Origin of the sequence: Anaeromyxobacter paludicola, from assembly GCF_023169965.1 — a bacterium.
GTDB lineage: Bacteria > Myxococcota > Myxococcia > Myxococcales > Anaeromyxobacteraceae > Anaeromyxobacter_B > Anaeromyxobacter_B paludicola.
In genome coordinates, this window is record NZ_AP025592.1 from 2,708,254 (window position 1) to 2,733,425 (window position 25,172).

Genomic DNA, 25,172 nt, shown 5'->3' on the forward strand with positions numbered 1-25,172 from the left:
CTTTGCCCTACGTCAATTTACTGCGACCGCAAAACCTGCGTCCCGGCAACCAGACCGGTTAAGGTTGCGCGTCAGGCCCCTGACGACCCAACTGTGCGTCCGGAAAGCAGAAAGCGGACGACCGGTCGGTCGTCCGCTTTCGGGGGAGGATGCGGATGTGCGCGGGGATGCGACAGGGATGCTAGGTGTGCGCCGCCACCTGGCGGAGGATGTCGAGCTCCTCGAGCGCCTTGCCGGCGCCGATCACCACCGCGGAGAGCGGATCCTCTGCCAGGAAGACGGGCAGCCCGGTCTCCTCCCGGAGCAGGGTGTCGAGGTTCTTGAGCAGCGCGCCGCCGCCGGCGAGGACGATGCCGCGGTCGGCGATGTCGCCGGCGAGCTCGGGCGGCGTGCGCTCGAGGGTGACCTTCACCGCCTCGACGATCCCGTTGATGGGCTCGGAGAGCGCCTCGCGGATCTCCGGCGAGGTGACGGTGAGGGTGCGGGGCACGCCGGCGACGAGGTCGCGCCCCTTGATGTCCATCGAGAGCTCCTCCTCGGACGGATAGGCGGTGCCGATGCCCATCTTGATGAGCTCGGCGGTGCGCTCGCCGATGAGGAGGTTGTACTTGCGCTTGATGTGCTGGATGATCGCCTCGTCCATCTTGTCGCCGGCGACGCGCACCGAGCGGCTGTAGACGATGCCGCCGAGCGAGATCACCGCGACGTCGGACGTGCCGCCGCCGATGTCCACGATCATGTTGCCGGACGGCTCGGTGATGGGGAGGCCCGCGCCGATGGCCGCGGCCATGGGCTGCTCGATCAGGTAGACCTCGCGCGCGCCGGCCGACTCCGCCGCCTCGCGCACCGCCCGCTTCTCCACCTCGGTGATGCCGCTCGGGATGCCGATGATGATGCGCGGCTTCACGAACGACTTCCGGTTGTGGGCGGACTGGATGAAGTACTTGAGCATCGCCGCCGTGATCTCGAAGTCGGCGATGACGCCGTCCTTCATCGGCCGGATGGCGACGATGTTGCCCGGGGTGCGCCCGAGCATCTCCTTCGCCTCCTTGCCGACCGCGAGCACCTTGCGGCCCCCGCGCGACTCGTTCTGCACGGCGACCACGGAGGGCTCGTTCGAGACGATGCCCACCCCGCGAATGTAGATGAGGGTGTTGGCGGTCCCGAGATCGATCGCGAGATCGCGGGACATGATGTTGTGGAGCCAGTCGAGCACGGCGAGGTCCGGGACTATAGCAAGGGGGGGTAGGTTATCAACGCTTAATGAAGGTGTTCGCGCACCCAGCCGAACACCACCTCGTGGAACGTGCGCGCGTTCCTGGGCTTGAGGATCCAGTGACCCTCGTCCGGGAACAGCAACAGCTTCGAGTCGATTCCGCGCCGCTGGAGCGCCGTGAACGTGGAGTAACCCTGGGCGACGTTCACGCGGTAGTCCAATTCACCATGGGTTACGAGGGTCGGCGTCTTCCAGGCGGTGACGAAGCGGTGGGGCGACCAGCGATCGTACTCGGCGCGGTGCTCCCAGGGCAGCCCCATCTCCCACTCGGGGAACCACAGCTCCTCGGTGTCGTAATACGCCGACTCGAGATCGAAATCGCCCGCATGGGTGACCAGGCAGCGGAAACGGTCGGTGTGGCCGTTGATCCAGTTGATCATGTACCCGCCGTAGCTGGCCCCCGCCGCGCAGGTCCGCGCCGGGTCGGCCTCGCCGGCCACCACCGCCGCGTCGGTCAGCGCCAGGATGTCCTCGAACGGACGCCCACCCCAGTCGTGGTTGACCGCATCGACGTAGGCCTGGCCCCAGCCCGTCGAGCCGCGCGGGTTCGGCAGGATCACCGTCCAGCCCTGCGAGGCCCAGAGCATCGGGTTCCAGCGGTAGCTCCAGCCGTCGTGCCACGCGCCCTGCGGACCGCCGTGGACGAGCACCACGGCCGGCCGGCTCTCGCCGGGCTTCGCGCCGGGCGGCTGCACGATCCAGCCGTGGGTGAGCGCGCCGTCCTTCGACCGCGCGTCCAAGGCCCGGTAGGTCACCCGCTGCACGTCGGCGAGCGCCGCCTCGCCGAAGCGCGTCAGCGGGCGCGGCCGGCCGCCCTCGAGCATCACCACCTCGGGCGGGCGGACCAGCGAGTCGGCGAGGCCGGCGAAGGCGAGCCCGGCGCGCGCGCCGCGGAGGGCGGTGAGGTTGGCGCCGCGGGTGAGCTGCCGCGGCTCGCCGGCGGCGAGGTCCACCTCGAAGAGCTCCACCCGGCCGGCGACGTCGGCGGTGAAGCGGAGCGCCTTGCCGCCGTTCGCCCAGGCGAGCTCCTGGACCGAGAGCTCGCTCCTCGCGGTGAGGTCGCGCGGCGCGCCGCCCGCGGCCGGCATCACGAGGAGGTGGAAGCGGTCCGACTCGTAGCCGGCGCGCGGCTGGCTGCGGAAGGCGAGCAGCTTGCCGTCCGGCGACGGGCGGGGGGAGCCGTCCCAGCCGGCGCCGGCCGTGAGCTGGCGCGCCTCGCCGCCCTTCACCGGCACCGCGTAGAGATCGCCGTTGGTGGAGGTGGCCTCCACGCGGTCGGCGACCGCGGTGAAGTAGAGGGTCCGGCCGTCGGGCGAGACCGCGAGGTCGCCCGCCTCGCCGCGCTGGAAGGGCGGGACGTCGCGATCGCCCGGCGTGAGGTCCACCGGCGCCGCGCCGCCCTCCGGCGAGACCCGCAGCACGTGCGTGCGGGTGCGCTCGCGCCAGCTCGTCCAGTGGCGGAACAGGAGCCGCGTCGCGAGGTGCGGCCGGTGCTCGGCCTGCTTCGCCGCCCGCTCGTTGCAGGCCATGTCGGCGCCGCAGGCCGGATCGACGTCGCTCGTGACGAGGAGCGCGCCGTCGCCGGCCCAGAGCAGCTCGTTCACCTCGGTCGGGAGGGAGGTGACCTGGCGCGGCTCGCCGCCCTGCGCGGGGACGACCCAGGCCTGGCTCGCGCCGCCGCGGGTGGAGACGAAGGCGAGGCGCTTCCCGTCGGGCGAGAAGCGGGGCGAGGTGACGCGCTCGCCGGCGCCGCTCGTGAGCTTGCGCGGCTCGCCGCCCTTCGCCGGGACCACGTACAGCGCCGAGTCGAGCCGGTCGCCGGCGGGGGCCGGGAGGGCCACCGTGAACGCCACCTCGAGCCCGTCCGGCGACAGCTCCGGCTCCGCCACGCGGGGCACGGCGAGCAGGTCGTCCACCGTCATCGCGTGCGGCTGGGCGGCGAGGGCCAGGGAGAGCAGCGGAGCGAGCAAGGAGCGCCTCCGAAAAGGAGAAGGGCCGGCTCATCGCCGGCCCTCCTCGGGGTTCACGTCGGGTCCGGCCTAGGAGGCCTCGGCCTCGACCTTGACCTTCACCTTGGCGTCCACCTCGCGGTGGAGCTTCACCGGCACCTCGAAGTCGCCCAGGGTCTTGATGGGGTCCTTGAGGTCGATGAGGCGGCGGTCGAGCTGCAGGCCGCGGGCGGCGAGCGCCTCGACGACGTCGAGGGCGGTGACCGACCCGTAGAGCTTGTCCTGCTCGCCGACCTTGCGCTGCAGGGTGACCGGCGTCTCGTTGATGCGCTTGGCGACCGCCTGGGCGGAGGCCTTGAGCTTGGCGGCCTTGGCCTCGGCCACGGCCTTCTGGTGCTCGAGCTCCCGGACGTTCTTCGGGTTGGCGAGGACCGCCAGCCCGCGGGGGAGCAGGTAGTTGCGGCCGTAGCCGGGCTTCACCTCGACGAGCTCTCCGCCCTTGCCGAGGTTGTCCACGTCTTCGCGAAGGATGAGCTTCATGTGGTTCTCCTAGGCGGTGACGACGGTGTAGGGCAGCAGCGCCACGATGCGGGCGCGCTTGATGGCGGTCGCCACCTCGCGCTGGTGCTTGGCGCAGTTGCCGCTGATGCGGCGGGGGATGATCTTGCCGCGCTCGGTCAGGAAGTACTTCATCTGACCCTGGTCCTTGTAGTCGACCTTGAGGGTCTTGTCGGCGCAGAACCGGCAGACCTTGCGGCGGCCGAAGCCGCGGCCGCGACCGCCCTCCTCCATGCCGCCGGCGTCACGGCCGCCGCGCTCGTCGCGGTCGCCGCCGCGGCCGAAGCCGCCGCCGCCACCGCCGCCGAAGCCGCCCGGCTTGCCGCCGAAGCCGCCACCACCGAACTTGCCGCCACCCATGTCAGGACGCGCCATGGCTTACTCCTCCCCTCGCTCGAACTCGGGACCGGCCTCGAAGCCGTCCTCGCCGCGCTCGCCGAACTCGCCGCGCTCCTCGCGGGGACGCGGCTCGTCCTCGACCGGCGTGACCTTCACGTCGGCCTCGACCTGCCGGGCCTCGAAGTCGACGTCGTCGGCGACCTTCACCGACTGGAACTTGGTGACGCTGTCGATCATCTTGAGGTTGCGCTCGAACTCCGCGACCAGGCCGGGCTTGCCGACGTAGAGCGCGTGCATGTAGAGCGCCTTCGGGTTCTTGCCGACCGGGAAGGCGGTCTTGCGCTTGCCCTGGTTGGTGAACCGGATGACCTTGCCGCCCTCGCGCGAGACCACCGCGCGGAGCCGCTCCTTGATCTCGTCCACCTGCTCGTCGGCCGTCTCGGCCTTGAGCAGGTAGATGGTCTCGTACTCGCGCACGAGCTTCTTCTGCGTTTCCGCCATCTGAACTCCCCTCGGGTCTGAGGAGGCGCCCTGCTGCGCGCCACCATTAAAGCGGCGGTTCGCCCGCCGCGAGGAGCTGCCGGTGCCGCCGGGCCCATCCCGGTGGTCACCCTCTGTGCTGCCTTGCCGCGACTACCCCGGCGACTTCACCCGCCGGTTGAACTCGTTCATCGCCTTCACCGCGCCCTGCTCGACGATGGTGCGCGCGGCCGCGGTGGCCCACTCCACGCACTCGGCGAGCCGGGGCTCGTCGCCCTTCCCGAACCGCCCCAGGACCCAGTCGGCCGGGTCCATCTGCGGCGGCGGCCGCCCCACGCCCACGCGGACGCGGGCGTACTCGGGGCTGCCGAGGTGGGCGTTCAGGCTCTTCAGGCCGTTGTGGCCGGCGTGGCCACCTCCGACCTTCACCTGCACCCGGAACGGCTCGAGCTCCAGGTCGTCGTGGACCACCGCCAGGTCCGCGAGCTCCGCCTTCCAGAAGCGGAGCAGCGGGCCCACGGCCTCGCCGGAGTGGTTCATGAAGGTCCTCGGCTTCACGACGAGGACCCTCTCTCCGGCGATCCGGCCCTCCGCCACGTCCGCGGCGAACTTGCCCGCCGCGAACGAGGCGCCGAGGTCGCGCGCCAGCGCGTCGGCCACCAGGTAGCCGACGTTGTGGCGCGTGCGCGCGTACTCGGGACCGGGGTTCCCAAGGCCGACGACCAGCTTCAAGGCGTCGCCCTACTTCTTGGCGGCGCCCTTGGCCGGAGCGGCGGCGGCCGGAGCCGCGCCACCCTTGGCCGGAGCCGCGCCGGCGGCCGGAGCCGCGCCAGCGGCCGGAGCCGCGCCAGCGGCAGGAGCCGCGCCCTCCGCGCCCGCGACGGCGGCGACCGGAGCGGCCACCTCCTCCTTCTCGGGCACGGCGACCACGGCGACCGTGTAGTTGGTCGCGAACTTGAGCTTGACGCCCTCGGGCGCCTTCACGTCGGCGATGTGGATCGAGGCGCCGATCTTGAGCGGGGTGACGTCCACCTCGATCTTCTCGGGGATCGCCGCCGGGAGGGCGAGGACCTCGATCTCGTGCGCGCTCACCTGGAGGATGCCGCCGGAGGCGACGCCCTCGGCGCGGCCGACGATGGCGACCGGCACGTGGGCCTTCACCGGCTTGTCGAGCTGCACCTCGAGGAAGTCGGCGTGCAGGAGCTTCCGGGTGACCGGATCGACCTGGTAGTCCTTGAAGAGCACCTGCTTGTCGCCGCCGTCGAGGGCGAGCGTCAGCAGCGTGTTGAACTTCTTGGGGGTCGCGATGGCCTTCTGCAGCGCGGCCGGATCGACGGCCAGGTTCGAAGGCTCGCCGTGGGGCGCGTAGACGACCGCGGGGATGAGACCCTGGGCGCGCAGGCGGCGGGCCGGGCCCTTGCCCTTGCCCTCGCGGCGCTGCGCGGAAAGAACGCTCGTGTCAGCCATGTGATCTCCCAACGGACTCACCGATGACGGCCGGCGAGGGGACGGTGGCGGTGCCCCGTCCCTGGGGGTGTTTGCCAATGGAACCGCGGGCTTTTAGCGGAAAGGGCGGCCGCGGTCAAGCCGCCCTTCGAGGATCAGCGAGGATCAGGAACCAGCTCGGGACGGCATGTCCCGTCCACACGCTCAGACGAAGAGGCTCGAAAGGCTGTCCCCCGTGTGGATCCGGCGGATCGCCTCCCCGAACAGCTTCGCGACGCTGAGGGTCTTGATCTTGGGGCAGGCCTGGGCCTGCGGCGAGAGCGCGATGGTGTCGGTGATCACCACCTCCTCGATCGGGCTCTTCTGGATCCGCTCCACCGCCGGGCCGGAGAGCACGCCGTGGGTGGCGTACGCGTAGACCTTGGCCGCGCCCTTGTCCATGAGGGCGTTGGCGGCCTGCGTGAGGGTGCCGGCGGTGTCGATCATGTCGTCGAGCAGCACCGCGGTCTTGCCGCTCACCTCGCCGATCACGTTCATGATCTCGGCGACGTTCGGCTTGGTGCGGCGCTTGTCCACGATGCCGAGGGTCGAGCCGAGCCGCTTCGAGTAGGCGCGGGCGCGCTCCACGCCGCCGGCGTCGGGCGAGACCACCACCACGTCCTGGGCCTGGCCGTCGAAGCGCTTGCGCATGTGGTCGAGCAGCACCGGCGCGGCGTACAGGTGGTCGAAGGGGATGTTGAAGAAGCCCTGGATCTGCCCGGCGTGCATGTCCATCGACACCACGCGGGTGGCGCCGGCGGCCTCGATGAGGTCGGCCACGAGCTTGGCCGTGATGGGCGTGCGCGGGGCGACCTTCCGGTCCTGCCGGGCGTAGCCGTAGTAGGGGATCACCGCGGTGATGGAGCCGGCCGACGCGCGCTTGAGCGCGTCGATCATGATGAGCAGCTCCATGAGCCGGTTGTTGGCGTCCGGCGCGGTGGACTGGACGATGAAGGCGTCGAGCCCGCGGACGTTCTCGCCGATCTCGACCTGGATCTCGCCGTCGGAGAAGCGGCCGACGAGCGCCTTCGAGAGCGGCCCCTCGAGCTGCGCGGCGACGGCCTGCGCGAGGGCGGTGTTCGAGTTTCCGGAAAAGATCTTGTACCCGGGCCGGAGCCCGTGCTCGCTGCTCATCTGGTGTGCCTCCGGGAAGAAGCGCTGCATACCACTCCGGGGGCGCTCCGTCGACCGGTGCGCTCCGGACCCGCCGCCGTCACCCGGAGCGGCGGCTCAGAGCCCCTGGCCGGCGGCGAGCGAGGAGGCGCCCGCGTCGGCGGCCGGCGCGCCCTTCTTCACCTCGCGCTCGTACTCCGCGAGGATGATGCGCTCCATCCGGTCGCGCGTCTCCGAGTTGAGCGGGTGGGCGATGTCCTTGAAGGTGCCGTCCTTGCGCCGCTTCGCCGGCATGGCGACGAAGAGCCCGGTGTTGCCGTGGATCACCTTGAGGTCGCGCACGACGAAGCAGCGGTCGAGCGTGATGGTCACGTACGCCTTGAGCTTGTCCTCGTTGACCGGGAAGACGCGGACGTCCGTGATTTCCATGGCGAGACCCCCGGCAACCGCTGCAGTGTCCGCACGACGAAGACCTCCACCGCCCCCCGCTCCCCCAGGCCCCGCGACGCGCGCCTCGCCTCCGCCCGGCCAGCGAAGAGGCCGAAGATGGTCGGCCCGCTCCCGGACATTATAGCCGGGCGTGCCCCGGCCCCTTCAAGACGGGCGGCGAGCGCCGCAAGGGGCGTGTGACGGCCGAAGCAGGGGCCCTGCAGGTCGTTGTGCAGGGCGGCCGCGTCGAACCCCGACGGGGATCCCGTCCCACGCTCGAGCCCGCGCGGCGCGGGGGCGCGGCCGGCCTCCCGGTCCTCGTCGAGGAAGCGGTAGGCGTCGCCGGCCCGGATCGCGAGCGCCGGATCGCGCGGGTAGAGGAGCACCAGGTCGAGCGGCGCGACCCGGGCCGGCTCGAGCCGCTCGCCGCGCCCCGCCGCCCAGGCGGGCCCGCGCCCGAGGAAGAAGGGCACGTCCGAGCCGACCGAGAGCGCCACCTCGGCGAGGGCGGCCCGGTCCGCGAGGTGGTACGCCCGGGCGAGGCAGCGCAGCGCCGCGGCGGCGTCGGAGCTGCCGCCGCCCAGGCCGGCGACCACCGGGATCCGCTTGCGCACCACGATGTGGCAGCGGTCGCGCCGGCCGAGCCGGAGCATGAGCGCGCGGGCGGCGCGGGCGGCCAGGTTGTCCGGGCCCTCGAGCGCCGGGTGGCCGGGGCACTCGCAGGTGAGCTCGCCCGCGCGCCCGGGGAAGACCTGGACCTCCACCTCGTCGGCGAGGTCGAGCGGCACCATCAGCGTGGCGAGGTCGTGGTATCCGTCCGCGCGGCGGGGGCCGACGCGCAGCACGAGGTTCACCTTGGCCGGGGCGCGGGAGACGAGGATCATGGGGTGGGCACTGTAACCGAACGAGCATTCAGAAACGGCCTGGGCATCGAACTGCTACATTATATTCGCCAGTTCTCGCCCTCTTTGCTGGACTTGAGTTCTCCCCATGACTGTTTCCGATCACATCAGATCTCAGTTTCTCACTCGTGTGGTCGTCCGTAACTTCCGAAGCATCGGAGGATGCGACGTCAGTCTCGACCCCTTGACTTTCTTGGTCGGGCCGAACGGCTCAGGGAAGAGCAACTTCCTTGATGCGCTGCGCCTGATCGCGGACTCCTTGCGCACTTCACTCGATCATGCGCTCCGTGACCGCGGAGGCATCAATGAGGTGAGGCGGCGCTCAAGTGGCCACCCAACCAACTTTGGAATTAGGCTGGAGTTTCGGCTGAGCGACGGCCTATTCGGCGCCTATGCTTTTGAAGTGGGCGCTCAGCGTGGCTCGTACGAGATTACAAAAGAGGAATGCACAACTGGCCACGCAAGGTACGTCGTAAGGTCAGGCGAGGTGGTCGTTGCCCCCTCGGAAGTCTTTCCCCCCGCTTCAAGCGATCGTCTTTACCTCGTAAACGCCGCTGGATTGCCCGCATTTCGGCCCGTGTTCGATGCACTTTCCCGAATGGGCTTCTATAGTCTGAACCCTGATCACGTTCGCGCGCTGCAGCCCCCGGACAAGGGAGACATCCTGGCGCGAGATGGAAGTAATCTCGCGAGCGTTCTCGAACGATTGGAGAAGAGCTCTCCTCAGGTAAAGACCCGTGTCGAGGAGTACCTTCGAATGGTCGTGCCCGGCATCGAAGGGGTCAGCCGGGTCGCGGCGGGCCACATGGAAACTCTGCAGTTTCGTCAGTCCATCGCTGGAGCAAAGGACCCATGGCGGTTTCCTGCCATCAACATGTCAGATGGCACCCTGCGCGCCCTCGGGCTGTTGGTGGCTCTCTTCCAGTCAAATGGTTCAGGGCGTGTGCCGCTGGTCGGGATCGAGGAACCTGAGGTGGCACTACATCCAGCCGCTGCTGGAGTGTTGCGCGACGCACTACGAGACGCAAGCCGACATACCCAGGTTCTGGTAACCAGCCACAGTCCGGAACTCCTTGATGACCCGAGCATTCCAGACGAAGCTATTATCGCGGTAGCCTCCGACCATGGCCGAACGAGAATGGCTCGTTTGGACGATGCTGGGCGTTCCGCGCTGCGGGAGCGTCTGTACACTGCGGGCGAACTCCTCCGCGTGGACCAGCTAAGACCGGACGAAACCGCTGTCCCGAGCGAGAGTCAGCTGCACCTTTTCGAATCGGACGGACGATGATGCGACTCGGGATCATCGTCGAGGGACACGGAGACGAATCAGCGGCACCCGTGCTGATTCGGAGAATTCTCGGCAGGGAACGTCCCGCCCTAAGTGTCCAGTTGATTCCGTTTCGACTCGCTCGCACTCGCATGCTGAAGAGCAGGGAACTCGAACGTGCCGTCGATTTTCTCGCCCGGCGGGTTGGACTAGAGGGGTCTATTCTCGTGCTGCTGGATGCCGACGACGACTGCCCAGCTATCCTTGGCGACACGCTTACCAACATAGCTCGCACTGCGCGGCCGGACCTGAGAATTGCGGTAGTCGCAGCAGTTCGTGAGTACGAAGCTTGGTTCTTGGGTTCCGTGCTCTCCCTGCGCGGGCAGCGAGGCCTGTCTACAGAGGCCGTGCCGCCTGCTGATCCGGAATCCATCAGAGGGGCTAAGGAATGGCTCGGCGCGCGAATGCAGAACGGATACTCAGAAACGCTGGACCAACCCGCGTTCAGCGCTCTCTTGGATCTCGACTTGACGGGGAAGCTTCCATCCTTCGGTAAGCTGGTAAGAGAAGTATGCCGACTGGCCGACCGGTCGGCCTGACTCCGTCTACCCTCAGTCGCCCACGGCGAGGGCGCCCACCCTGGCCTGGGTCGCCCGGAGATAGTCGCTCGGCGCGACGAGGAGCTGCTCCCCCTTCGCGCCGGCGGAGACGCTGATCACGTCGAAGAGCTCGATGGTCTCGTCCACGAACACCGGGTAGTCCTTCCTGGCGGCGAGGGCGGTGACGCCGCCGCGCACGTAGCCGGTGAGCGGCTGGACCTCCTTGAGCGGCACCACGTCCACCCCCTTGTCGCCGGCCAGGCGGGCGAGCGCCTTGAGGTCGAGCCGGAGCGCGAGCGGGATGACCGCGAACATCACCCCGGTGCGCTCGCCGCGCACCACCAGCGTCTTGAAGATCTGCTCGGGGGGCAGCGAGAGCTCGCGGGAGAGCCGCTCGGGGGAGAGGTCGTCGGGCTCGGGCGGATAGGTCTTGAGCTGGTAGGGCAGCCCCAGCTTCTCCAGGAGGCGCGCGGCGTTGGTCTTGTGGCTCACGGCAGGCAAGATTAGCCCCTTTTGCCGGGCGCGCGGGGCGAGTACCCTGTCGCGACCTCACGCCTCCCGGAGCACCCCTTGCCCGACCACCTGTACGAGAAGATCCCCTACCGCACGCCCGAGATCGAGCACCGCTACGGTCCGAACGTCCACCTGCTCGCGGATCCGTTCCTGCTGACGCAGCTCGCGACGCTCTGCGCGAAGGGCACGGTCCAGCCGACCATCAACCGCCTCGTGGCGCAGCTCTACGGCGAGCTCTTCAAGGTGGTGCTCAACAACGAGTTCCCGCGGCGGATGGTCAACGTCCCGACCCGCATGATCGAGAGCGCGCCGCAGGCGGTCTTCCACGGCGAGAACATCGACCCCACCACCCGCGTGGTCACGGTCAACATCGCCCGCGCCGGCGCCCTCCCCTCGCAGACGGTCTACGACCTCGCCAACATGACGCTCCAGCCGGAGCAGGTGCGGCAGGACCACATCATCATGAGCCGCATGCTGGGCGACGGGCAGCAGGTGGTCGGCTCGGGGATCGGCGGCGCCAAGATCGGCGGCGACGTCCACGACGCCTTCCTCCTCTTCCCCGACCCGATGGGCGCGACCGGCGGCTCGCTCGACGTCGCCATCGACACCTACAAGCACAAGGTGGAGGGGACGCCGCGGCGCATCGTCAACATGCACCTCATCGTCACCCCCGAGTACCTGAAGACGATGACCACCAAGCACCCCGACGTGATGGTCTACGCCATCCGGCTCGACCGCGGCCTCTCGCCGGCCGAGGTGCTCGCCACGGTGCCGGGCACCCGCTGGGCCGAGGAGCGCGGGCTCGACGACCACCAGTACATCGTCCCGGGCGGCGGCGGCTTCGGGGAGATCATGAACAATGCCTACGTCTAGGGAAGGGCCGTTCCGCGTCGAGACGCTCCTGTCCGCGGAGCAGATCCAGGCGCGCATCCAGGAGATGGGCGCGCAGATCACGCGCGACTACCAGGGCAAGGACCTCGCGCTGGTGGCGGTGCTGAAGGGGAGCTACGTCTTCCTCGCCGACCTGGCGCGCGCCATCGACCTGCCGCTCACCATCGACTTCATGGGCATCAGCTCCTACGTGGGCACCAAGTCCACCGGCGTGGTGCGGGTGACCTCCGACCTCAACCGGCCGATCGAGGGGCTCGACGTGCTGCTCGTCGAGGACATCATCGACACGGGGCTCACCATGCAGTACCTGCTCGAGAACCTCGGCACCCGCCGCCCCGCGAGCCTCAAGCTCGCCGCCTTCCTCGAGAAGCCGTCGCGGGCCAAGGTGAAGATCCCCATCGACTACAAGGGCTTCGTCGTCGAGGACCAGTTCCTCGTGGGCTACGGGCTCGACGTGGACGGCAAGCTGCGCAACCTGCCCTACGTGGGCGTCCTCCGCGGGGGGCTCTAGGTGGCCGAGGAACAGAAGCCTGAGCAGGCCGAGGCGGCGAAGGCCGAGAAGCGCTGGGAGAAGAAGCCGGCCACCGGCGGGAAGCTCACGCTCGCGGGGCTGGTCATCGTGGCGCTGGCGGGCGTGGTGCTCTGGCTCGCCTCGGAGCGGAACGCGCGCACCTGGTTCCTCACCCCCGAGAGCGGCGCCCTGGTGGTGAAGAAGGGGATGTTCCTGCCGGTGGGGCGCCAGGCCTTCAAGAGCAGCGACCCGGGCCTCGTGGCCGCCTACGCCCCCATCCCGATCCCGGCCGGCGCCGAGGTGAAGGACGAGCAGGCCTTCGACGACCGCGCCCAGCTCGACGAGGCGATCTTCGCCCTGCTCGCGAAGTGGGCCACGGCGGACATCGCCACCGGCCGCCCCGAGGGGCTCGAGCGCGCCGCCGCCGGCGTGGCCCGGGCCGAGAAGCTGCCCTCGATGTCGAGCGCGCAGCGGGACGAGCTGCGGGCGCTGCGGGCCGAGGTGGGCTTCTTCGAGGCGAAGCAGCTGCTCGACAAGGCCGCGGAGTCGCTGCGCGCCGCGCGCGAGAAGCTGCGCACCACCGCCGACTCGAGCTCGCCCCGCGCCGCCGACGCCTTCCTCCTGCTCCGGCAGGTGGAGCCGATGGTGGAGGACCTCTACCGGGCGCAGCGGACCGCCGGCAGCGTGGGCACGCCGACCAAGCCGCCGGAGGGCGCCGCCCAGGCCGCGCCGACCCCGGCCACCTCGCCGGCGCCGGCGCCGTCCGCGACGCCGTAGGCGCTCGGCACCGCTGGCCGCCCCTCCCTATCCCTCCCCGCCCGAGCGGGGAGGGGATTCCTCGAGGCGCACCTCCCCACCGCGTGGGGTGGGCCGGGGAGGGGCCGCCACGAGCACCCCGAAGTTTGACGCCGCCTCCCCGCGGCCTTACCGTCCGGCTCCGAAGGAGCACGTCACGATGAAGCGGTTCCTCGCCCTCGCCCTCGCCGCCCCGCTGCTGCTCGCCGGCTGCGGCATCGACTGCGACAAGTTCTGCCAGAAGTGGAACGACTGCCAGCTCCTGGAGTGGTCGCAGACCGACCCGTCCCAGCGCACGCCGACGTTCCAGTCCACCCAGGCGCAGTGCGTCTCGAGCTGCAACGCCACCGGCTCCGACAACTCGGCCTTCATCGCCTGCGTGCAGGACAAGGCCTGCGCCGACGTGAACGCCGGCGCCTGCGCCCTCCCGGTGCCGAAGTAGGAGGGGCCATGACGCGCGCGCTCCCCCTCGCCCTCGTCGCCGCGGCGCTCACCCTCGCCGGCTGCGGCCCCGACTGCGCCCGCTACTGCGCCAAGGTCGCCTCCTGCGAGGCGGCCCGGGCGGCGGCCGGCCAGACCTCGATCTTCGAGAACTGGGACCAGGCCGATCCGGCCAAGGCGGAGGCGGCCTGCAACTCGGCCTGCGACGTCACCGGCGGCGAGAAGAGCCACACCATCGACTGCGTGCTCGGCCACGACTGCGCCGCCATCGCCGGCGGCGCCTGCGAGGTCACCGGCACCGCGGCGCCGTAGCCTCCTGGCCGCCCGCGGGCAATCCCGGGCGGCCCGCCGCCGCCGCAGTTAAGGCAGGAGCATGCCCGCGCCCCCCACCCTGGGCCTGCGCCACGTCGCCCTGCGCTTCGCCGATCTGCCCGCCGCCGAGGCCTTCTTCGTGGACGTGCTCGGCTACGAGGTGGAGTGGCGGCCCGATCCCCAGAACGTCTACCTGCGCCGCGCCGGCGACAACGTGGCGCTGCACCGGATGGACCGTCCCGCGAGCCCGTCGGAGGCCGCGGCGGGGCTGCTGGACCACGTCGGCCTCCTGGTGGGCCGGCCGGCCGACGTGGACGCCTGGGCCGACTGGCTCGCCGCGCGCGGCGCCCGCCTCCTCGCCGGTCCGCGCACGCACCGCGACGGGGCGCGTTCACTCTACGTCTCGGGTCCGGAGGGGCTCGTGGTGCAGGTCATCCACCACCCGCCCATCGCCCCGCCCTGACGACACCCGCGGTCCCTTGTCGCCGCCCGCCGCGCGCTGCTAGCTTTTGCGACCCCTCATGGCCAAGACCCGCGTCGCCTTCCTCTGGCACATGCACCAGCCCCTCTACCGGGAGCCGGAGACGGGCGAGTACCTCATGCCCTGGGTGCGGCTCCACGCGACGCGCGCCTACTACGACATGGCCTGGATGCTGGAGCGCCACCCGGGCGTGCGCTGCACCGTCAACTTCACCCCGGTGCTCCTCGAGCAGCTCGAGGACTACGCCCGCGGCACCGCGCGCGACCGCTTCCTCGACCTCACCGCCCGCCCCGCCGAGGAGCTCGGCCCGGAGGAGCGGCAGCAGCTCCTCAAGAGCTTCTTCATGGTGGACTGGGAGACGGTGATCCGCCCCCTCCCGCGCTACTGGAGCCTCCTCCACCAGCGCGGGCGCGACATCCGGCAGATCGACCTCGCCCGCACCGCCGAGCGCTTCACCACCGCCGACCTGACCGACCTGCAGGTGCTCTTCAACCTCGGCTGGATGGGCTTCGGCGCACTCGCCGACGACGAGGGGCTGCGCGCGCTGCGCGAGAAGGGCCGCGACTTCGGCCGGGCCGACGTGGACTACCTCCTCGCGGCGCAGCGCCGCATCGTGGGCGAGATCGCGCCGCGCTGGCGGCGCCTCGCCGAGCGCGGGCAGGTGGAGCTCTCGACCACCCCGTACTTCCACCCCATCCTCCCGCTCGTCTGCGACACCGACGTGGCCCGCCGCGCCCTGCCGGGCCTGCCGCTCCCGCAGCGCTTCGCCTGGCCCGAGGACGCCCGCTGGCACGTGCGCGAGGCGATCGCGGTCCACGAGCGGATCTTCGGCCGCCGGCCGGACGGGATGTGGCCCGCCGAGGGCTCCGTCTCCCCCGAGGCGCTCGAGGTCTTCGCCTCCGAGGGCGTCGGCTGGCTCTGCACCGACGAGGCGGTCCTCTTCCGGTCCCTCTCTCCCGACCCGCCGCGGCTCCGCACCCTCTACCGGCCCTGGCTCGCCGAGGCCGGCGCCGGCCGGGCGGTGCGGATGCTCTTCCGCGACCGCGGCCTCTCCGACCTCATCGGCTTCACCTACGCGCGCACGCCGGCCCGGGAGGCGGTGGCCGACCTCGTCTCCCACCTCGAGAGCATCGGCACGGCCTGGACCGACGCGGAGCTCGACGGCCCGGCCACCGTGGGCGTCTTCCTCGACGGCGAGAACCCCTGGGAGCACTTCCAGGGCTCCGGCTTCGAGTTCCTCGACGAGCTCTACCGGCAGCTCGAGGGCTCCCAGACCCTCGCGACGGCCACGGTGTCGGAGGCGACCGCCGCGCCCGCCGGCCCCGCCATCGCGCGGATCCACTCCGGCTCCTGGATCGAGGGGAGCTACCGGATCTGGATCGGCCACCAGGAGGATCGCCAGGCCTGGACCGCGCTCGCCAAGGCGCGCGAGGCGCTCGAGCAGGTGCGGGACGTCCCGCCGGAGCGGCTCGACCGGGCGCGGCGCCACCTCTACGCGGCCGAGGGCTCCGACTGGTACTGGTGGTACGGCGAGGACTTCACCACCGAGCTCGCGGCCGAGTTCGACAGCCTCTTCCGCGGCCACGTCCTCGCCGCCTGCCACCTCGTGGGCGCGCCGCCGCCGCCGGAGGCGCTCGAGCCCATCAAGCGCGTCGGCCCCACCGCCGCCGCCGCGCTCAAGCCGCTGCGCGAGCCCACCCTGCTCCTCTCGCCGCGCCTCGACGGCCAGGAGACCACCTACTTCGAGTGGCAGGGGGCGGGGCTCTACCGGCCCGGCCAGCACCGCGGCTCGATGTTCGGCGGCGCGCAGGCCTTCAACGTGCTGCACTTCGGCTTCGACCTCGGCCGGCTCTACCTCCGGCTCGACCCGGCCGAGTCGCCGGAGCGGTCGCGCGAGGTGGCGAGCTCGGTCCGGGTCGAGCTCACCTGCGACGGCCGCACGGAGCGGGTGGAGTTCGCGCTCACCGACGGCGGCCCCTTCGCGGGCCGCTGGCGGGAGGGGCCCCTCGGCGAGGCCGCCTTCGCGCGCATCCTCGAGCTCGGGGTCCCGTTCGCCCCGCTGCAGCTCGCGCCCCGCGCCAGGGTGGCGGTCGCGGTCCACGTCCTGCGCGGTGGCGTGGCGGTCGAGCGCCTGCCCCGCTACGGGTACCTCGACGTGCAGGTGCCGGACGAGGACTTCGAGCGCGTCCACTGGCGCGTGTAGGCGCGGGTGCGCCCGCCGCCGGCGGCCTCGCCGGGGCCCGGGTTGCTCGGCAGCGGGGCTTGATCCGGGTTAGATTCGGCGCGCGTGAAGAAACCCAGCCCTCTGCCCATCCTCTTCATCATCGTCTTCATCGACCTGCTCGGGTTCGGGATGGTGATGCCGCTCATGTCCCGCTACGCGCGGGAGCTGGGCGCGCCGGTCGAGTACATCGGGCTCCTGTTCACCGGCTACTCCGCCATGCAGTTCGTCTTCGCGCCGCTCTGGGGGCGGCTCTCGGACCGGGTCGGGCGGCGGCCGGTGCTGCTCGCGTCGATCGTCCTCTCGGCGGTGGCCTTCCTCTTCTCGGGGCTCGCCCGCACCTTCCTGGCGCTGCTCCTCACCCGCCTGTTCGCCGGCGCCGCCACCGCCAACGTGGCCATCGCGCAGGCCTACGTGGCCGACGTCACCACCCCCGAGGACCGGGCCCGCGGCATGGGCATCATCGGCGCGGCCTTCGGCCTCGGGTTCGTGCTCGGGCCGCCGGTGGGCGGGCTCCTCGCCGGCGTGCACCTCGGGGCGCCCTTCTTCGGCGCCGCCGGGCTCTCGCTCCTCAACGGGGTGGCGGCGTTCTTCATCCTGCCCGAGCCGCACCAGCGCCGGGAGGGCGCCCACGCGCCCGGCGTGCGCCGGCTCGAGGAGCTGCGGGAGGCCTTCAGCCGCCCCGGCTTCGCGCGGCTGCTGGTCTTCTACTTCCTCGTCATCTTCGCCTTCAGCGCCATGGAGAGCACCTTCACCCTGCTCGCCGCCGACCGCTACGGCCTCACCGACCGGCAGGTGGGCTACGTGTTCGGCTTCATCGGCGTGGTGATGGTGGTCGTGCAGGGCGGCCTCGTGGGCCGGCTCTCGCGCCGCTTCGGCGAGGTGCCCATGCTCGGCACCGGCGCCGCGCTCATGGTGGTGGGGCTCGGCGCGCTGCCGTACGCCGGCGGCGTCCCCGGGCTCCTCGCCGCCTGCGTGCCGCTCGCGGTGGGCCAGGGCTTCGCGCAGCCGGCGGTGTCGAGCCTCATCTCGCGGCTCGCCGCCCAGGAGGCCCAGGGCGGCTCGCTCGGCATCGGCCAGTCGGTGGCGGCCATCGGCCGGATCGTCGGGCCCGAGACCGGGACCTACACCTTCAAGCAGTCGATGGCCTGGCCGTACCTCGGCGGCGCGGCGGTGATGCTGGTGGCGACCGTCATCGGCTGGACCATCAAGGGGCCGGGACCGGCGCGGAGCGCTTGAGAACCGTTCCCCGCCGCGGTACGAGCGGGGACGGCGGCGGAGGACTCGTAGACCATGCCCGAACTTCGCAGGGACCCCATCGTCGGCCGCTGGGTGATCATCGCCACCGAGCGGGCCCACCGGCCCCAGCAGCCGCGCAGCGCGCCCGCGCCGGCCGGCGGCCTCTGCCCCTTCTGCCCGGGGCAGGAGGACAAGACGCCGCACGAGGTCTACGTCAGCGGGCGCGGGCCCGGCGGCCCCCCCGACGGGCCGGGCTGGAAGGTCCGGGTGGTCCCGAACCGCTTCCCGGCGCTCATGATCGAGGGCGAGCTGGAGCGGCAGGCGGAGGGGATCTACGACCGCATGAACGGGGTCGGCGCCCACGAGGTGATCGTGGAGACGCCCGAGCACGGGAAGAGCCTCGCCGACCTCACGGACGAGGAGGTCACCGAGGTGCTCTTCGCCTTCAAGGCGCGGATCCTCGACCTGCGCAACGACCTGCGCTTCCGCTACGTCCTGCTCTTCAAGAACAGCGGCGCCGCCGCCGGCGCGAGCCTGGAGCACGCCCACTCGCAGCTCATCGCGCTGCCCATCACGCCGCGGCAGGTGACCGAGGAGATCGAGGGGGCCCGCCGCCACTTCGAGCACCGCGAGCGCTGCATCTTCTGCGACATCGTCGGCCAGGAGCGGAAGGAGCGCAGCCGGCTGGTGTTCGAGAACGAGGAGTTCGTGGCCTTCGCGCCCTGGGCCCCGCGCAGCCCCTTCGAGACCTGGATCGTGCCGAAGCGGCACGAGTCGAACTTCGAGGCCGAGCCGAAGGCGCGGCTCGGGTACTGCGCCCAGGCGCTGCGCACCACGCTCCGCCGCATCGGCGCGGCGCTCGGGCACCCGGCCTACAACTTCATGGTCCACTCGAACCCGCTGCGCGACCCCTCGAGCCCGAGCTACCACTGGCACGTCGAGGTGATGCCGGCCTCGACGCAGTCGGTGGCCGGCTTCGAGTGGGGCAGCGGCTTCCACATCAACCCGGTGCCGCCCGAGGACGCCGCCGAGTTCCTGCGCAAGGTCTCCGGGTAGGACCGCCCCGATGGACCTGCTCTTCCTCGCGTCCGAGGTGGCGCCCTGGTCGAAGACCGGCGGCCTCGGCGACGTGGCGGGCGCGCTGCCCCGGGCGCTGGCGGCGCGGGGCCACCGGGTGGTGGTGGCGACGCCGCGCTACGGGTCGATCGACCCCGCGGGGCGCGGGCTGCGGCGGGTGGACCTGACCCTGCACGCCCGCGGGGAGCGGGCCGGCGCCTACGTCGCCGACGGGCCGGCCCCGGTCTACTTCATCGAGCACGAGCGGCTCTTCGGCCACCGCCGCGGGCTCTACGGCGAGCACGGGCGCGACTACCCCGACAACGCCGCCCGCTTCGCCTTCTTCACCCGGGCCGCGCTCGACCTGCCGGCCGCCCTCGGCTTCTCGCCGCGCGTGGTCCACCTCAACGACTGGCAGACCGCGCTCGGCGCCTGGCTCGTGCGCCACGAGAAGCAGGAGCTCGCCTGGGCCCGCGGCGCGCGCACGGTGCTCACCATCCACAACCTCGCCTACCAGGGGGTCTTCGGGAAGCACGAGGTCCCGGCGGTGGGGCTGCCCTGGGAGGTCTTCCGCTACGAGGCGATGGAGTTCTACGACCAGCTCAACTTCATGAAGGCCGGGCTGGTCTTCGCCGACGCCCTCACCACCGTCTCGCCCACCTACGCGCGCGAGATCCTCACGCCCGAGTCGGGCAACGGGCTCGACCCGCAGCTGCGCCACCGCGCCCGCGACCTGCACGGCATCCTCAACGGCATCGACGTGCGGGAGTGGGACCCGGCCGCCGACCCCCACCTGCCGGCCCGCTTCTCGCGCGACGACCTCTCCGGCAAGGCGGCCTGCAAGGAGGCGCTGCAGCGCGAGCTCCGGCTGCCGGTGCGGCCGGGCGTGCCGCTCGTCGGGATGGTCGGCCGGCTCGCCGAGCAGAAGGGGCTCGACCTGGTGGCCGCGGCGCTCCCCGACCTCCTGCGCCAGGACGTGCAGGTCGCGGTGCTCGGGAGCGGGCGGCACGACTACGAGGAGCTCTTCCGGCGGGTGGCGCGCGAGCAGCCCGACCGGCTCGCCGCCCACGTCGGCTTCGACGAGGGGCTGGCGCACCGGATCGAGGCCGGCGCCGACGTGTTCCTCATGCCGAGCCGGTTCGAGCCCTGCGGCCTCAACCAGATGTACAGCCTGCGGTACGGCACCGTGCCGGTGGTCCGGGCGGTGGGCGGGCTCGAGGACACGGTCGAGGACTACGACGGGTTCCGCAGCGGCACCGGCTTCAAGTTCCGGGAGTACCAGCCGCGGGCGCTCCTCACCGCCGTGCGCCGGGCCCTCGACCTCTACCGCGATCGGCGCGCCTGGGCGGGGCTCCAGGCGCGGGGCATGGCCCAGGACTTCAGCTGGGACCGGAGCGCGCAGACGTACGAGCGGCTGTTCGAGTCGCTCGCCGCGCGCTGACCGGGCCGCCGGCGGCGGGCGCGCCCGCGCGGCCATTAGCCCCTCTTCGCGGCCCCCCATTGGCCCCGGGCGCGCGCGTGGCCATGTTCCCCCCGTGCCCAAGAGAACCCGCCCCTTCGACGACGACGAGACCGCGCTCGGCGAGGAGCCGACCGCCCAGCCTTCCCAGCGCCCGCGCTACGACGACGACGCCGAGGACCGGGTGGTGCCCACGGCCAACGTGGGCGGCGCCGCGCCCACCGAGCTCGGCGGCGACTCGGGCGGCGACCTCCCCGGCTCCATCGACGACCTCTCGAGCCTCTCCGAGCCCGAGCCCCCCGAGCCGCCCGAGGTGGACGCGCTGCACGTGAGCCGCTCGGTCGAGAGCGACCGGCGCCGAGGCTAGCCCGCGGGTGGTATCCTCGCCGGATGGCGCTCCCCATCCGCATCGCTCCCTCCATCCTGTCCGCCGACTTCGGCCGCCTGGCCGAGGAGGTGCGGGCCGTCGAGGCGGCCGGCGCCGACGTGGTCCACGTGGACGTGATGGACGGCCGCTTCGTCCCGAACATCACCATCGGCCCGCTCGTGGTCGAGGCGGTCCGCAAGGTGACGAAGCTCCCCATCGACTGCCACCTCATGATCGTGGAGCCGGAGCGGTACGTCGCCGACTTCGCCCGGGCCGGCGCCGACCTCGTGAGCGTCCACGCCGAGGTCTCGCCCCACCTCCACCGCACCCTGCAGGCCATCCGCGACGCCGGGGCCAGGCCGGCGGTGGCGCTCAACCCCTCCACGCCCCTCGACTGCCTCGACTACGTGCTCGGGGACTGCGAGATGGTGCTCCTCATGACGGTCAACCCGGGGTTCGGGGGGCAGAAGTACATCGCCGCCTGCACCGAGAAGGTGCGCCGCCTGCGGGCCCTGGCCGACGCGCGCGGCCAGGCGCTCGAGATCGAGGTGGACGGCGGCGTGAAGCCCGACACCATCGCCGAGGTGGCGGCCGCCGGGGCCAACGTGTTCGTGGCCGGGTCGGCGGTGTTCGGGGCGAAGGACTACCGGCAGGTCATCGCGGCGCTGCGGGGGAACGCGGAAGCGGCGCGCGGGCGGGTCGTCTAGCGCAAGCGGCGCGGGCGCAGATCGTCTAGCGCGCCGCCTCCACCTTCACCCGCGCCACCCCGCGCTCCAGGATCCCGAGCGCGCGGGCGGCGGCGAGGGAGAGGTCCACCACCCGCCCCTTCACCCACGGCCCGCGGTCGTTCACGGTCGCCTCCACGCTGCGACCGGTCTCGAGGTCGGTGACGCGGACGCGGCTGCCGATCGGGAAGGTCCGGCTGGCGCAGGTGAGCGCGGCCGGGTCGTAGCGCTCGCCGCTGGCGGTCCGCTTGCCGTGGAAGTCGCGGCCGTAGAAGCTCGCCAGCCCCACGTCCACCGGGGCCTCGCGCTCGGGGCGGGCGTGCGCGCAGGCCGAGAGGGCCGCGGCGAGGAGGACGGCCGGGGCGAGCCGGCCCCTCAGGCGGAGCTCCTCCGGCCGGCCTTGAAGGTCCGGCGCACCTCGGGGTGACGCGAGAGGAGCGCGAGGGCCTCCTCGAGCCGCGTCTTCCCCGGCTCCATCTTGAACCAGGTCGAGGCGCCGCTCGGGTGCGGCAGGCAGACCACGTCGCTCTCCACGCCGTGATAGTGGAGGCGCAGCCGCTTGCCGACCACCTCCTCGAGGGGCGGCTTCCGCCCGAGCACCTGCTCGATGGCGAGGCGGCCGACCGGGATCACCAGCGTGGGGCGCAGGATCTCGATCTCGCGCGCGATGAACCCGCGCGACGCCTCGATCTCCTCGGGGCTCGGCACCCGGTCGCCGCCGCCCTTGGCCTTGCCCGGGAAGCAGCGCACCACCGCGGCGATGTAGACCCTGCGGCGCACCTCCTCCTCGGCCGCGCCGGTGGCCCGCTCGAGCCAGCGGAAGAGCGTCTTGCCGGCGGTCCAGGCGAACGGGCGGCCCAGCTCGCCCTCGTGCGGCCCGGGCGCCTGGCCGATGAGGAAGATCCGGCTCGCCACCGGCGGCCCGTGCACCGCCGGCCCCATGAAGCCGGGCAGCGTGAGGGCCCGGATGTCCTCGTGCACGGCCTCGAGCGCGGCGACGACCTCGGCTTCGGAGGCTACTCGTCGCGCCACGGTTCCTCGCGCACCGAGTAGATCCAGCCCTCGCTCCGCGGCACGTTGGCGGGCACGCCCTCGAAGCCGGCCGCCGCCGCCGCGCCCGCGCCGACCGCCGCGAGCACGGCCCGCATCCCGTCGCCCCGCTCGTCCTCGACGATGCTCGCCGCCGTCTCCATGTCGAACTCGAGCTTGGAGGCGGTGCGCATGGTGCGCAGCAGCACCGCGCGCTGGTTGGAGCGGCTCACGCCGTCGCGGGCGTCGTCGGCGAAGGCCTGCGAGCCGGTGAGCACGCGGGCCACGTGGAACGGGCAGACCTCGACCACCGACGTCTGCCCCGCCACCGGCGGGTCCCAGGGCACGAAGTTCACGTCGTCGCCGAGCTTCGAGAGCGCCACCAGGCCGAAGAAGGTGTGGCGGTAGAGCTTCTGGCCGGCGGGCGAGTTGGGGGTGGCGCGGTAGCCGTCGGTGAGCCGGACGCGCTCCTTGCCGAGCTGGTCGCGGAAGACCTCGGCCGCCTCGCTGAAGTCCACGCCCTGCGGCAGGAAGCGCTCCTCGATGGCCTTGCCGAGCGCGGCCGGCCCGCGGATGGCCTGGCGCAGCAGGTTGAGCTGGCGCAGGTGCGTCTCGGAGAGGCTGAAGGGGAAGTCGAAGCCGACCACCAGCTTCCCCTCGGCCCAGCGGGCGGCCTCGGCGAGGAACTCGGGGAGCCGCTGCAGCACGTCGCGCCGGCCGGGCGCGTCGGTGAACGGGCGCCAGACCTGTGACAGCTTGGCCTTGGTGGCGCCCAGGTCCACCTTGGCGACCATGATCTGGTTGCCGGCGCCCTGCGCGCCGCTCCAGCCGACGCCGAGCAGCACGCCCTTCTTCGGCAGCGCCACGCGGGGCGGCGACGCCCGGCCGAACCCCCCTGAGCTGCTGCCGCCTCCGTTCGAAGAGACCATGAGCCGGTTATCGCTCCGTCACATCGGGTGTCAATCGACCTTTGCGCCACGCCCCGACAGGCTCGCGCCGGGGCGAGGGCCCGCCGCCCGGCGGACGAGGCGCCGGCGCAGGGCGTCGAGGCCGCGGAGCGCGAAGAGGGTCCCGAACGCGGCGGCGAACAGGAGGGGCTCGGTGTGGTCCTTCTTCACCCGCCAGAGGAAGTGGACCACGCCCAGCACGCCCGCCGCGTAGGCGAGCCGGTGGAGCCGCTTCCAGCGCGCGTGGCCGAGCCGGCGCACCATGGCGTCGCTCGAGGTGAGCGCGAGCGGCGCGAGCACGAGCAGGGTGACGAAGCCGACGCCGATGAAGGGGCGCCGGGCGAGGTCGGCGCCGATGATCTGCCAGTCGAAGAACTGGTCCACCGCGACGTAGGTGGTGAAGTGGAGGCAGGCGTACAGGAAGGCGAGCAGCCCGAGCGCGCGCCGGACGCGCACCGGCCAGGAGATCCCGAGGAACGCCCGGGCGGGCGTGGGCGCGAGCGAGAGCAAGAGGAAGGTGAGGGTCCAGAAGCCGAGCCGGTTGAGCACCTTCTCGATCGGGTTCGCGCCGAGCCCCGGCGCGAGCAGGCCGTCGTAGGCCACCTTGGCGATGGGGAGGAGCCCCAGCGCCCAGGCGAGCGGGACGAGCCAGCGCCGCCCGCCCGCCCGGCGGGCGCGGGACGGCGGCGGCGCGGCCCCGGCGGCGCGCGGGGGCGCGGGGGCGGTGGGCGCGGGGGTGGCGGAGGTCGCAGCCTCCGCCGCCGGCGTCGGGGTGGAGGCCGCCATCAGTAGAGCTTCCTCGGGTCGAGCCCGGCGTAGAGCTGCGCCACCTGATCGCCGTAGCCGTTGAAGGGGAGCGTCTTGCGCCGGAAGAACTCGCCGATGCGCCGCTCGCGGGCCTGGCTCCAGCGCGGGTGGTCCACCGCCGGGTTCACGTTGGCGTAGAAGCCGTACTCGTCCGGCGCGGCCTCGTTCCAGGTGGTGCGCGGCTGCTCCTCCGTGAAGGTGATGCGGACGATCGACTTGGCGCCCTTGAAGCCGTACTTCCAGGGCACCACGAGCCGCACCGGCGCGCCGTTCTGGCCAGGGAGCACGCGGCCGTAGAGGCCGAGGGCGAGGAGCGGCAGCGGGTTCGTCGCCTCGTCGATGCGCAGCGCCTCCACGTAGGGCCAGTCGAGCACGTGCCGCCGCTGGCCGGGGAGCTGCGCCGGATCCTCGAGCGTGGTGAACTTCACGAACTTCGCCTTCGAGGTGGGCTCCATCCGCTTCACGAAGTCGGCGAGCGGGATCCCGTCCCACGGGATCACCATCGACCAGGCCTCGACGCAGCGCATGCGGTAGATGCGCTCCTCCACCGGGAACAGCCGGGCGAGCGCGTCCACGTCGAGGGTCTGCGGCCGCTTCACCTCGCCGTCCACCTGCACCGTCCAGGGGCGCGGCCGGAGCGAGCCGGCGTTCCGGGCCGGGTCCTCCTTGCCGGTGCCGAGCTCGTAGAAGTTGTTGTAGCCGGTGACGTCCTTCCAGGGCGTCGGCTTCTCGCCGCCGGCGAGCTCGGCGCGCTTCGCCGGCGGCAGGGCGGCGCCGGTGGGCTCGGCCCCCGCCTCGGCGAGGGCGGCGCGCGGGAGGAGCGCCCCCACGGCGCCGGCGGCCCCGAGCGCGAGGAACTCGCGGCGGCGCAGGTAGAGCCGCTCCGGGGTGACCTCCGATTCCCCGAGCTCGGGCCGGAAGGGAGCCATGTGCTCCCCATAAGCGGGGCGCGGCGGCGGCGCCCCGAGATCTCGGCGGACG

The 25,172-nt window shown here is 72.1% G+C and carries 30 protein-coding genes; 14 read left to right on the forward strand and 16 right to left on the reverse strand.

Translation table 11 applies throughout. From position 1 onward, the window contains the following. Positions 1-181 precede the first annotated feature (181 nt). From AMPC_RS12265 to ispE, 10 genes are all read right to left on the reverse strand, one after another. Positions 182-1,216: a rod shape-determining protein gene (locus AMPC_RS12265; RefSeq protein WP_318654297.1), complete on the reverse strand. Its 1,035-nt coding sequence runs from the start codon at positions 1,214-1,216 to the stop codon at positions 182-184. Positions 1,217-1,260: 44 nt separating this feature from the next. After that, a complete protein-coding gene (locus AMPC_RS12270) occupies positions 1,261-3,246 on the reverse strand; it encodes a S9 family peptidase (protein ID WP_248341224.1) in 1,986 nt (661 codons plus the stop codon). Between the two features lie 69 nt (positions 3,247-3,315). Next, positions 3,316-3,765, reverse strand: a complete 450-nt coding sequence (gene rplI / locus AMPC_RS12275) for a 50S ribosomal protein L9 (RefSeq protein WP_248341226.1) — start codon at positions 3,763-3,765, stop codon at positions 3,316-3,318. Between the two features lie 9 nt (positions 3,766-3,774). Beyond that, complete coding sequence (rpsR, locus tag AMPC_RS12280; protein WP_248341236.1) at positions 3,775-4,158, reverse strand: 30S ribosomal protein S18; 384 nt, start codon at positions 4,156-4,158, stop codon at positions 3,775-3,777. Between the two features lie 3 nt (positions 4,159-4,161). Next, on the reverse strand, positions 4,162-4,623 hold the full coding sequence (gene rpsF / locus AMPC_RS12285; RefSeq protein WP_248341244.1) for a 30S ribosomal protein S6: 462 nt from the start codon (positions 4,621-4,623) through the stop codon (positions 4,162-4,164). A 132-nt stretch (positions 4,624-4,755) separates the two neighbouring features. Further along, positions 4,756-5,334 carry an aminoacyl-tRNA hydrolase gene (gene pth / locus AMPC_RS12290; protein ID WP_248341251.1) on the reverse strand — a complete coding sequence of 193 codons (579 nt, stop codon included), beginning with the start codon at positions 5,332-5,334 and terminating at the stop codon, positions 4,756-4,758. Positions 5,335-5,343: 9 nt separating this feature from the next. Continuing rightward, positions 5,344-6,069 (reverse strand): 50S ribosomal protein L25/general stress protein Ctc, encoded by a 726-nt coding sequence (locus tag AMPC_RS12295; RefSeq protein WP_248341252.1) that lies wholly within the window; start codon positions 6,067-6,069, stop codon positions 5,344-5,346. A gap of 183 nt (positions 6,070-6,252) precedes the next feature. Continuing rightward, positions 6,253-7,221, reverse strand: coding sequence for a ribose-phosphate pyrophosphokinase (locus tag AMPC_RS12300; protein WP_248341254.1), 969 nt, complete (start codon positions 7,219-7,221; stop codon positions 6,253-6,255). 96 nt (positions 7,222-7,317) lie between these two features. After that, positions 7,318-7,629 (reverse strand): septation regulator SpoVG, encoded by a 312-nt coding sequence (gene spoVG / locus AMPC_RS12305; RefSeq protein ID WP_248341263.1) that lies wholly within the window; start codon positions 7,627-7,629, stop codon positions 7,318-7,320. Next, positions 7,569-8,513: a 4-(cytidine 5'-diphospho)-2-C-methyl-D-erythritol kinase gene (ispE, locus tag AMPC_RS12310; RefSeq protein WP_248341272.1), complete on the reverse strand. Its 945-nt coding sequence runs from the start codon at positions 8,511-8,513 to the stop codon at positions 7,569-7,571. The genes spoVG and ispE overlap by 61 nt, the downstream gene beginning before the upstream one ends. A gap of 106 nt (positions 8,514-8,619) precedes the next feature. Between ispE and AMPC_RS12315 the strand changes: the two genes are divergently transcribed. Together AMPC_RS12315 and AMPC_RS12320 are read left to right on the forward strand one after the other, a co-directional pair. Continuing rightward, positions 8,620-9,819, forward strand: coding sequence for an AAA family ATPase (locus AMPC_RS12315; RefSeq protein ID WP_248341274.1), 1,200 nt, complete (start codon positions 8,620-8,622; stop codon positions 9,817-9,819). Continuing rightward, positions 9,819-10,397 carry a DUF4276 family protein gene (locus AMPC_RS12320; protein ID WP_248346310.1) on the forward strand — a complete coding sequence of 193 codons (579 nt, stop codon included), beginning with the start codon at positions 9,819-9,821 and terminating at the stop codon, positions 10,395-10,397. The genes AMPC_RS12315 and AMPC_RS12320 overlap by 1 nt, the downstream gene beginning before the upstream one ends. A gap of 12 nt (positions 10,398-10,409) precedes the next feature. On the opposite strand, the gene AMPC_RS12325 is transcribed toward AMPC_RS12320, so the two are convergent. Next, positions 10,410-10,889, reverse strand: a complete 480-nt coding sequence (locus AMPC_RS12325) for an aminoacyl-tRNA deacylase (protein ID WP_318654298.1) — start codon at positions 10,887-10,889, stop codon at positions 10,410-10,412. 78 nt (positions 10,890-10,967) lie between these two features. On the opposite strand from AMPC_RS12325, the gene AMPC_RS12330 reads away from it, so the two are divergent. The 12 genes from AMPC_RS12330 to rpe all read left to right on the forward strand — a co-directional run bounded on the left by AMPC_RS12330 (position 10,968) and on the right by rpe (position 21,390). Then, positions 10,968-11,783: a uracil phosphoribosyltransferase gene (locus AMPC_RS12330; RefSeq protein WP_248341278.1), complete on the forward strand. Its 816-nt coding sequence runs from the start codon at positions 10,968-10,970 to the stop codon at positions 11,781-11,783. Then, positions 11,770-12,312: a hypoxanthine phosphoribosyltransferase gene (gene hpt / locus AMPC_RS12335; protein ID WP_248341280.1), complete on the forward strand. Its 543-nt coding sequence runs from the start codon at positions 11,770-11,772 to the stop codon at positions 12,310-12,312. Before AMPC_RS12330 ends, hpt begins: the two co-directional genes overlap by 14 nt. Then, positions 12,313-13,089: a hypothetical protein gene (locus tag AMPC_RS12340; RefSeq protein ID WP_248341282.1), complete on the forward strand. Its 777-nt coding sequence runs from the start codon at positions 12,313-12,315 to the stop codon at positions 13,087-13,089. It abuts the gene before it with no gap. 178 nt (positions 13,090-13,267) lie between these two features. Then, complete coding sequence (locus tag AMPC_RS12345; protein WP_248341290.1) at positions 13,268-13,549, forward strand: hypothetical protein; 282 nt, start codon at positions 13,268-13,270, stop codon at positions 13,547-13,549. An 8-nt stretch (positions 13,550-13,557) separates the two neighbouring features. After that, positions 13,558-13,860, forward strand: a complete 303-nt coding sequence (locus tag AMPC_RS12350; RefSeq protein ID WP_248341292.1) for a hypothetical protein — start codon at positions 13,558-13,560, stop codon at positions 13,858-13,860. Between the two features lie 61 nt (positions 13,861-13,921). Further along, on the forward strand, positions 13,922-14,323 hold the full coding sequence (locus tag AMPC_RS12355; RefSeq protein ID WP_248341315.1) for a VOC family protein: 402 nt from the start codon (positions 13,922-13,924) through the stop codon (positions 14,321-14,323). A gap of 58 nt (positions 14,324-14,381) precedes the next feature. Beyond that, positions 14,382-16,544, forward strand: a complete 2,163-nt coding sequence (locus AMPC_RS12360; protein ID WP_248341317.1) for a glycoside hydrolase family 57 protein — start codon at positions 14,382-14,384, stop codon at positions 16,542-16,544. 84 nt (positions 16,545-16,628) lie between these two features. Beyond that, positions 16,629-17,801 (forward strand): MFS transporter, encoded by a 1,173-nt coding sequence (locus tag AMPC_RS12365; protein ID WP_248341326.1) that lies wholly within the window; start codon positions 16,629-16,631, stop codon positions 17,799-17,801. A 54-nt stretch (positions 17,802-17,855) separates the two neighbouring features. After that, a complete protein-coding gene (locus tag AMPC_RS12370) occupies positions 17,856-18,857 on the forward strand; it encodes a galactose-1-phosphate uridylyltransferase (protein WP_248341328.1) in 1,002 nt (333 codons plus the stop codon). Between the two features lie 10 nt (positions 18,858-18,867). After that, the gene (gene glgA, locus AMPC_RS12375; RefSeq protein WP_248341337.1) at positions 18,868-20,298 is read left to right on the forward strand and encodes a glycogen synthase GlgA; all 1,431 of its coding nucleotides are present in this window, start codon (positions 18,868-18,870) and stop codon (positions 20,296-20,298) included. Positions 20,299-20,392: 94 nt separating this feature from the next. Beyond that, entirely contained in the window at positions 20,393-20,683 is a 291-nt protein-coding gene (locus AMPC_RS12380) for a hypothetical protein (RefSeq protein WP_248341345.1), read from the forward strand. Positions 20,684-20,706: 23 nt separating this feature from the next. Continuing rightward, positions 20,707-21,390, forward strand: a complete 684-nt coding sequence (gene rpe, locus AMPC_RS12385; RefSeq protein ID WP_248341349.1) for a ribulose-phosphate 3-epimerase — start codon at positions 20,707-20,709, stop codon at positions 21,388-21,390. A 25-nt stretch (positions 21,391-21,415) separates the two neighbouring features. Here rpe and AMPC_RS12390 read toward each other — a convergent pair whose 3' ends face one another. The 5 genes from AMPC_RS12390 to msrP form a co-directional block, all read right to left on the reverse strand. Beyond that, complete coding sequence (locus AMPC_RS12390) at positions 21,416-21,703, reverse strand: septal ring lytic transglycosylase RlpA family protein (protein ID WP_248341350.1); 288 nt, start codon at positions 21,701-21,703, stop codon at positions 21,416-21,418. 80 nt (positions 21,704-21,783) lie between these two features. Further along, entirely contained in the window at positions 21,784-22,440 is a 657-nt protein-coding gene (locus AMPC_RS12395; protein ID WP_248341367.1) for a uracil-DNA glycosylase family protein, read from the reverse strand. After that, positions 22,425-23,366 (reverse strand): DUF429 domain-containing protein, encoded by a 942-nt coding sequence (locus AMPC_RS12400; protein ID WP_248341369.1) that lies wholly within the window; start codon positions 23,364-23,366, stop codon positions 22,425-22,427. The genes AMPC_RS12395 and AMPC_RS12400 overlap by 16 nt, the downstream gene beginning before the upstream one ends. 30 nt (positions 23,367-23,396) lie before the next feature. Continuing rightward, positions 23,397-24,170, reverse strand: coding sequence for a protein-methionine-sulfoxide reductase heme-binding subunit MsrQ (locus AMPC_RS12405; protein WP_248341382.1), 774 nt, complete (start codon positions 24,168-24,170; stop codon positions 23,397-23,399). Then, a complete protein-coding gene (gene msrP, locus AMPC_RS12410; protein ID WP_248341393.1) occupies positions 24,170-25,120 on the reverse strand; it encodes a protein-methionine-sulfoxide reductase catalytic subunit MsrP in 951 nt (316 codons plus the stop codon). The genes AMPC_RS12405 and msrP overlap by 1 nt, the downstream gene beginning before the upstream one ends. Between the last annotated feature and the right edge of the window lie 52 nt (positions 25,121-25,172).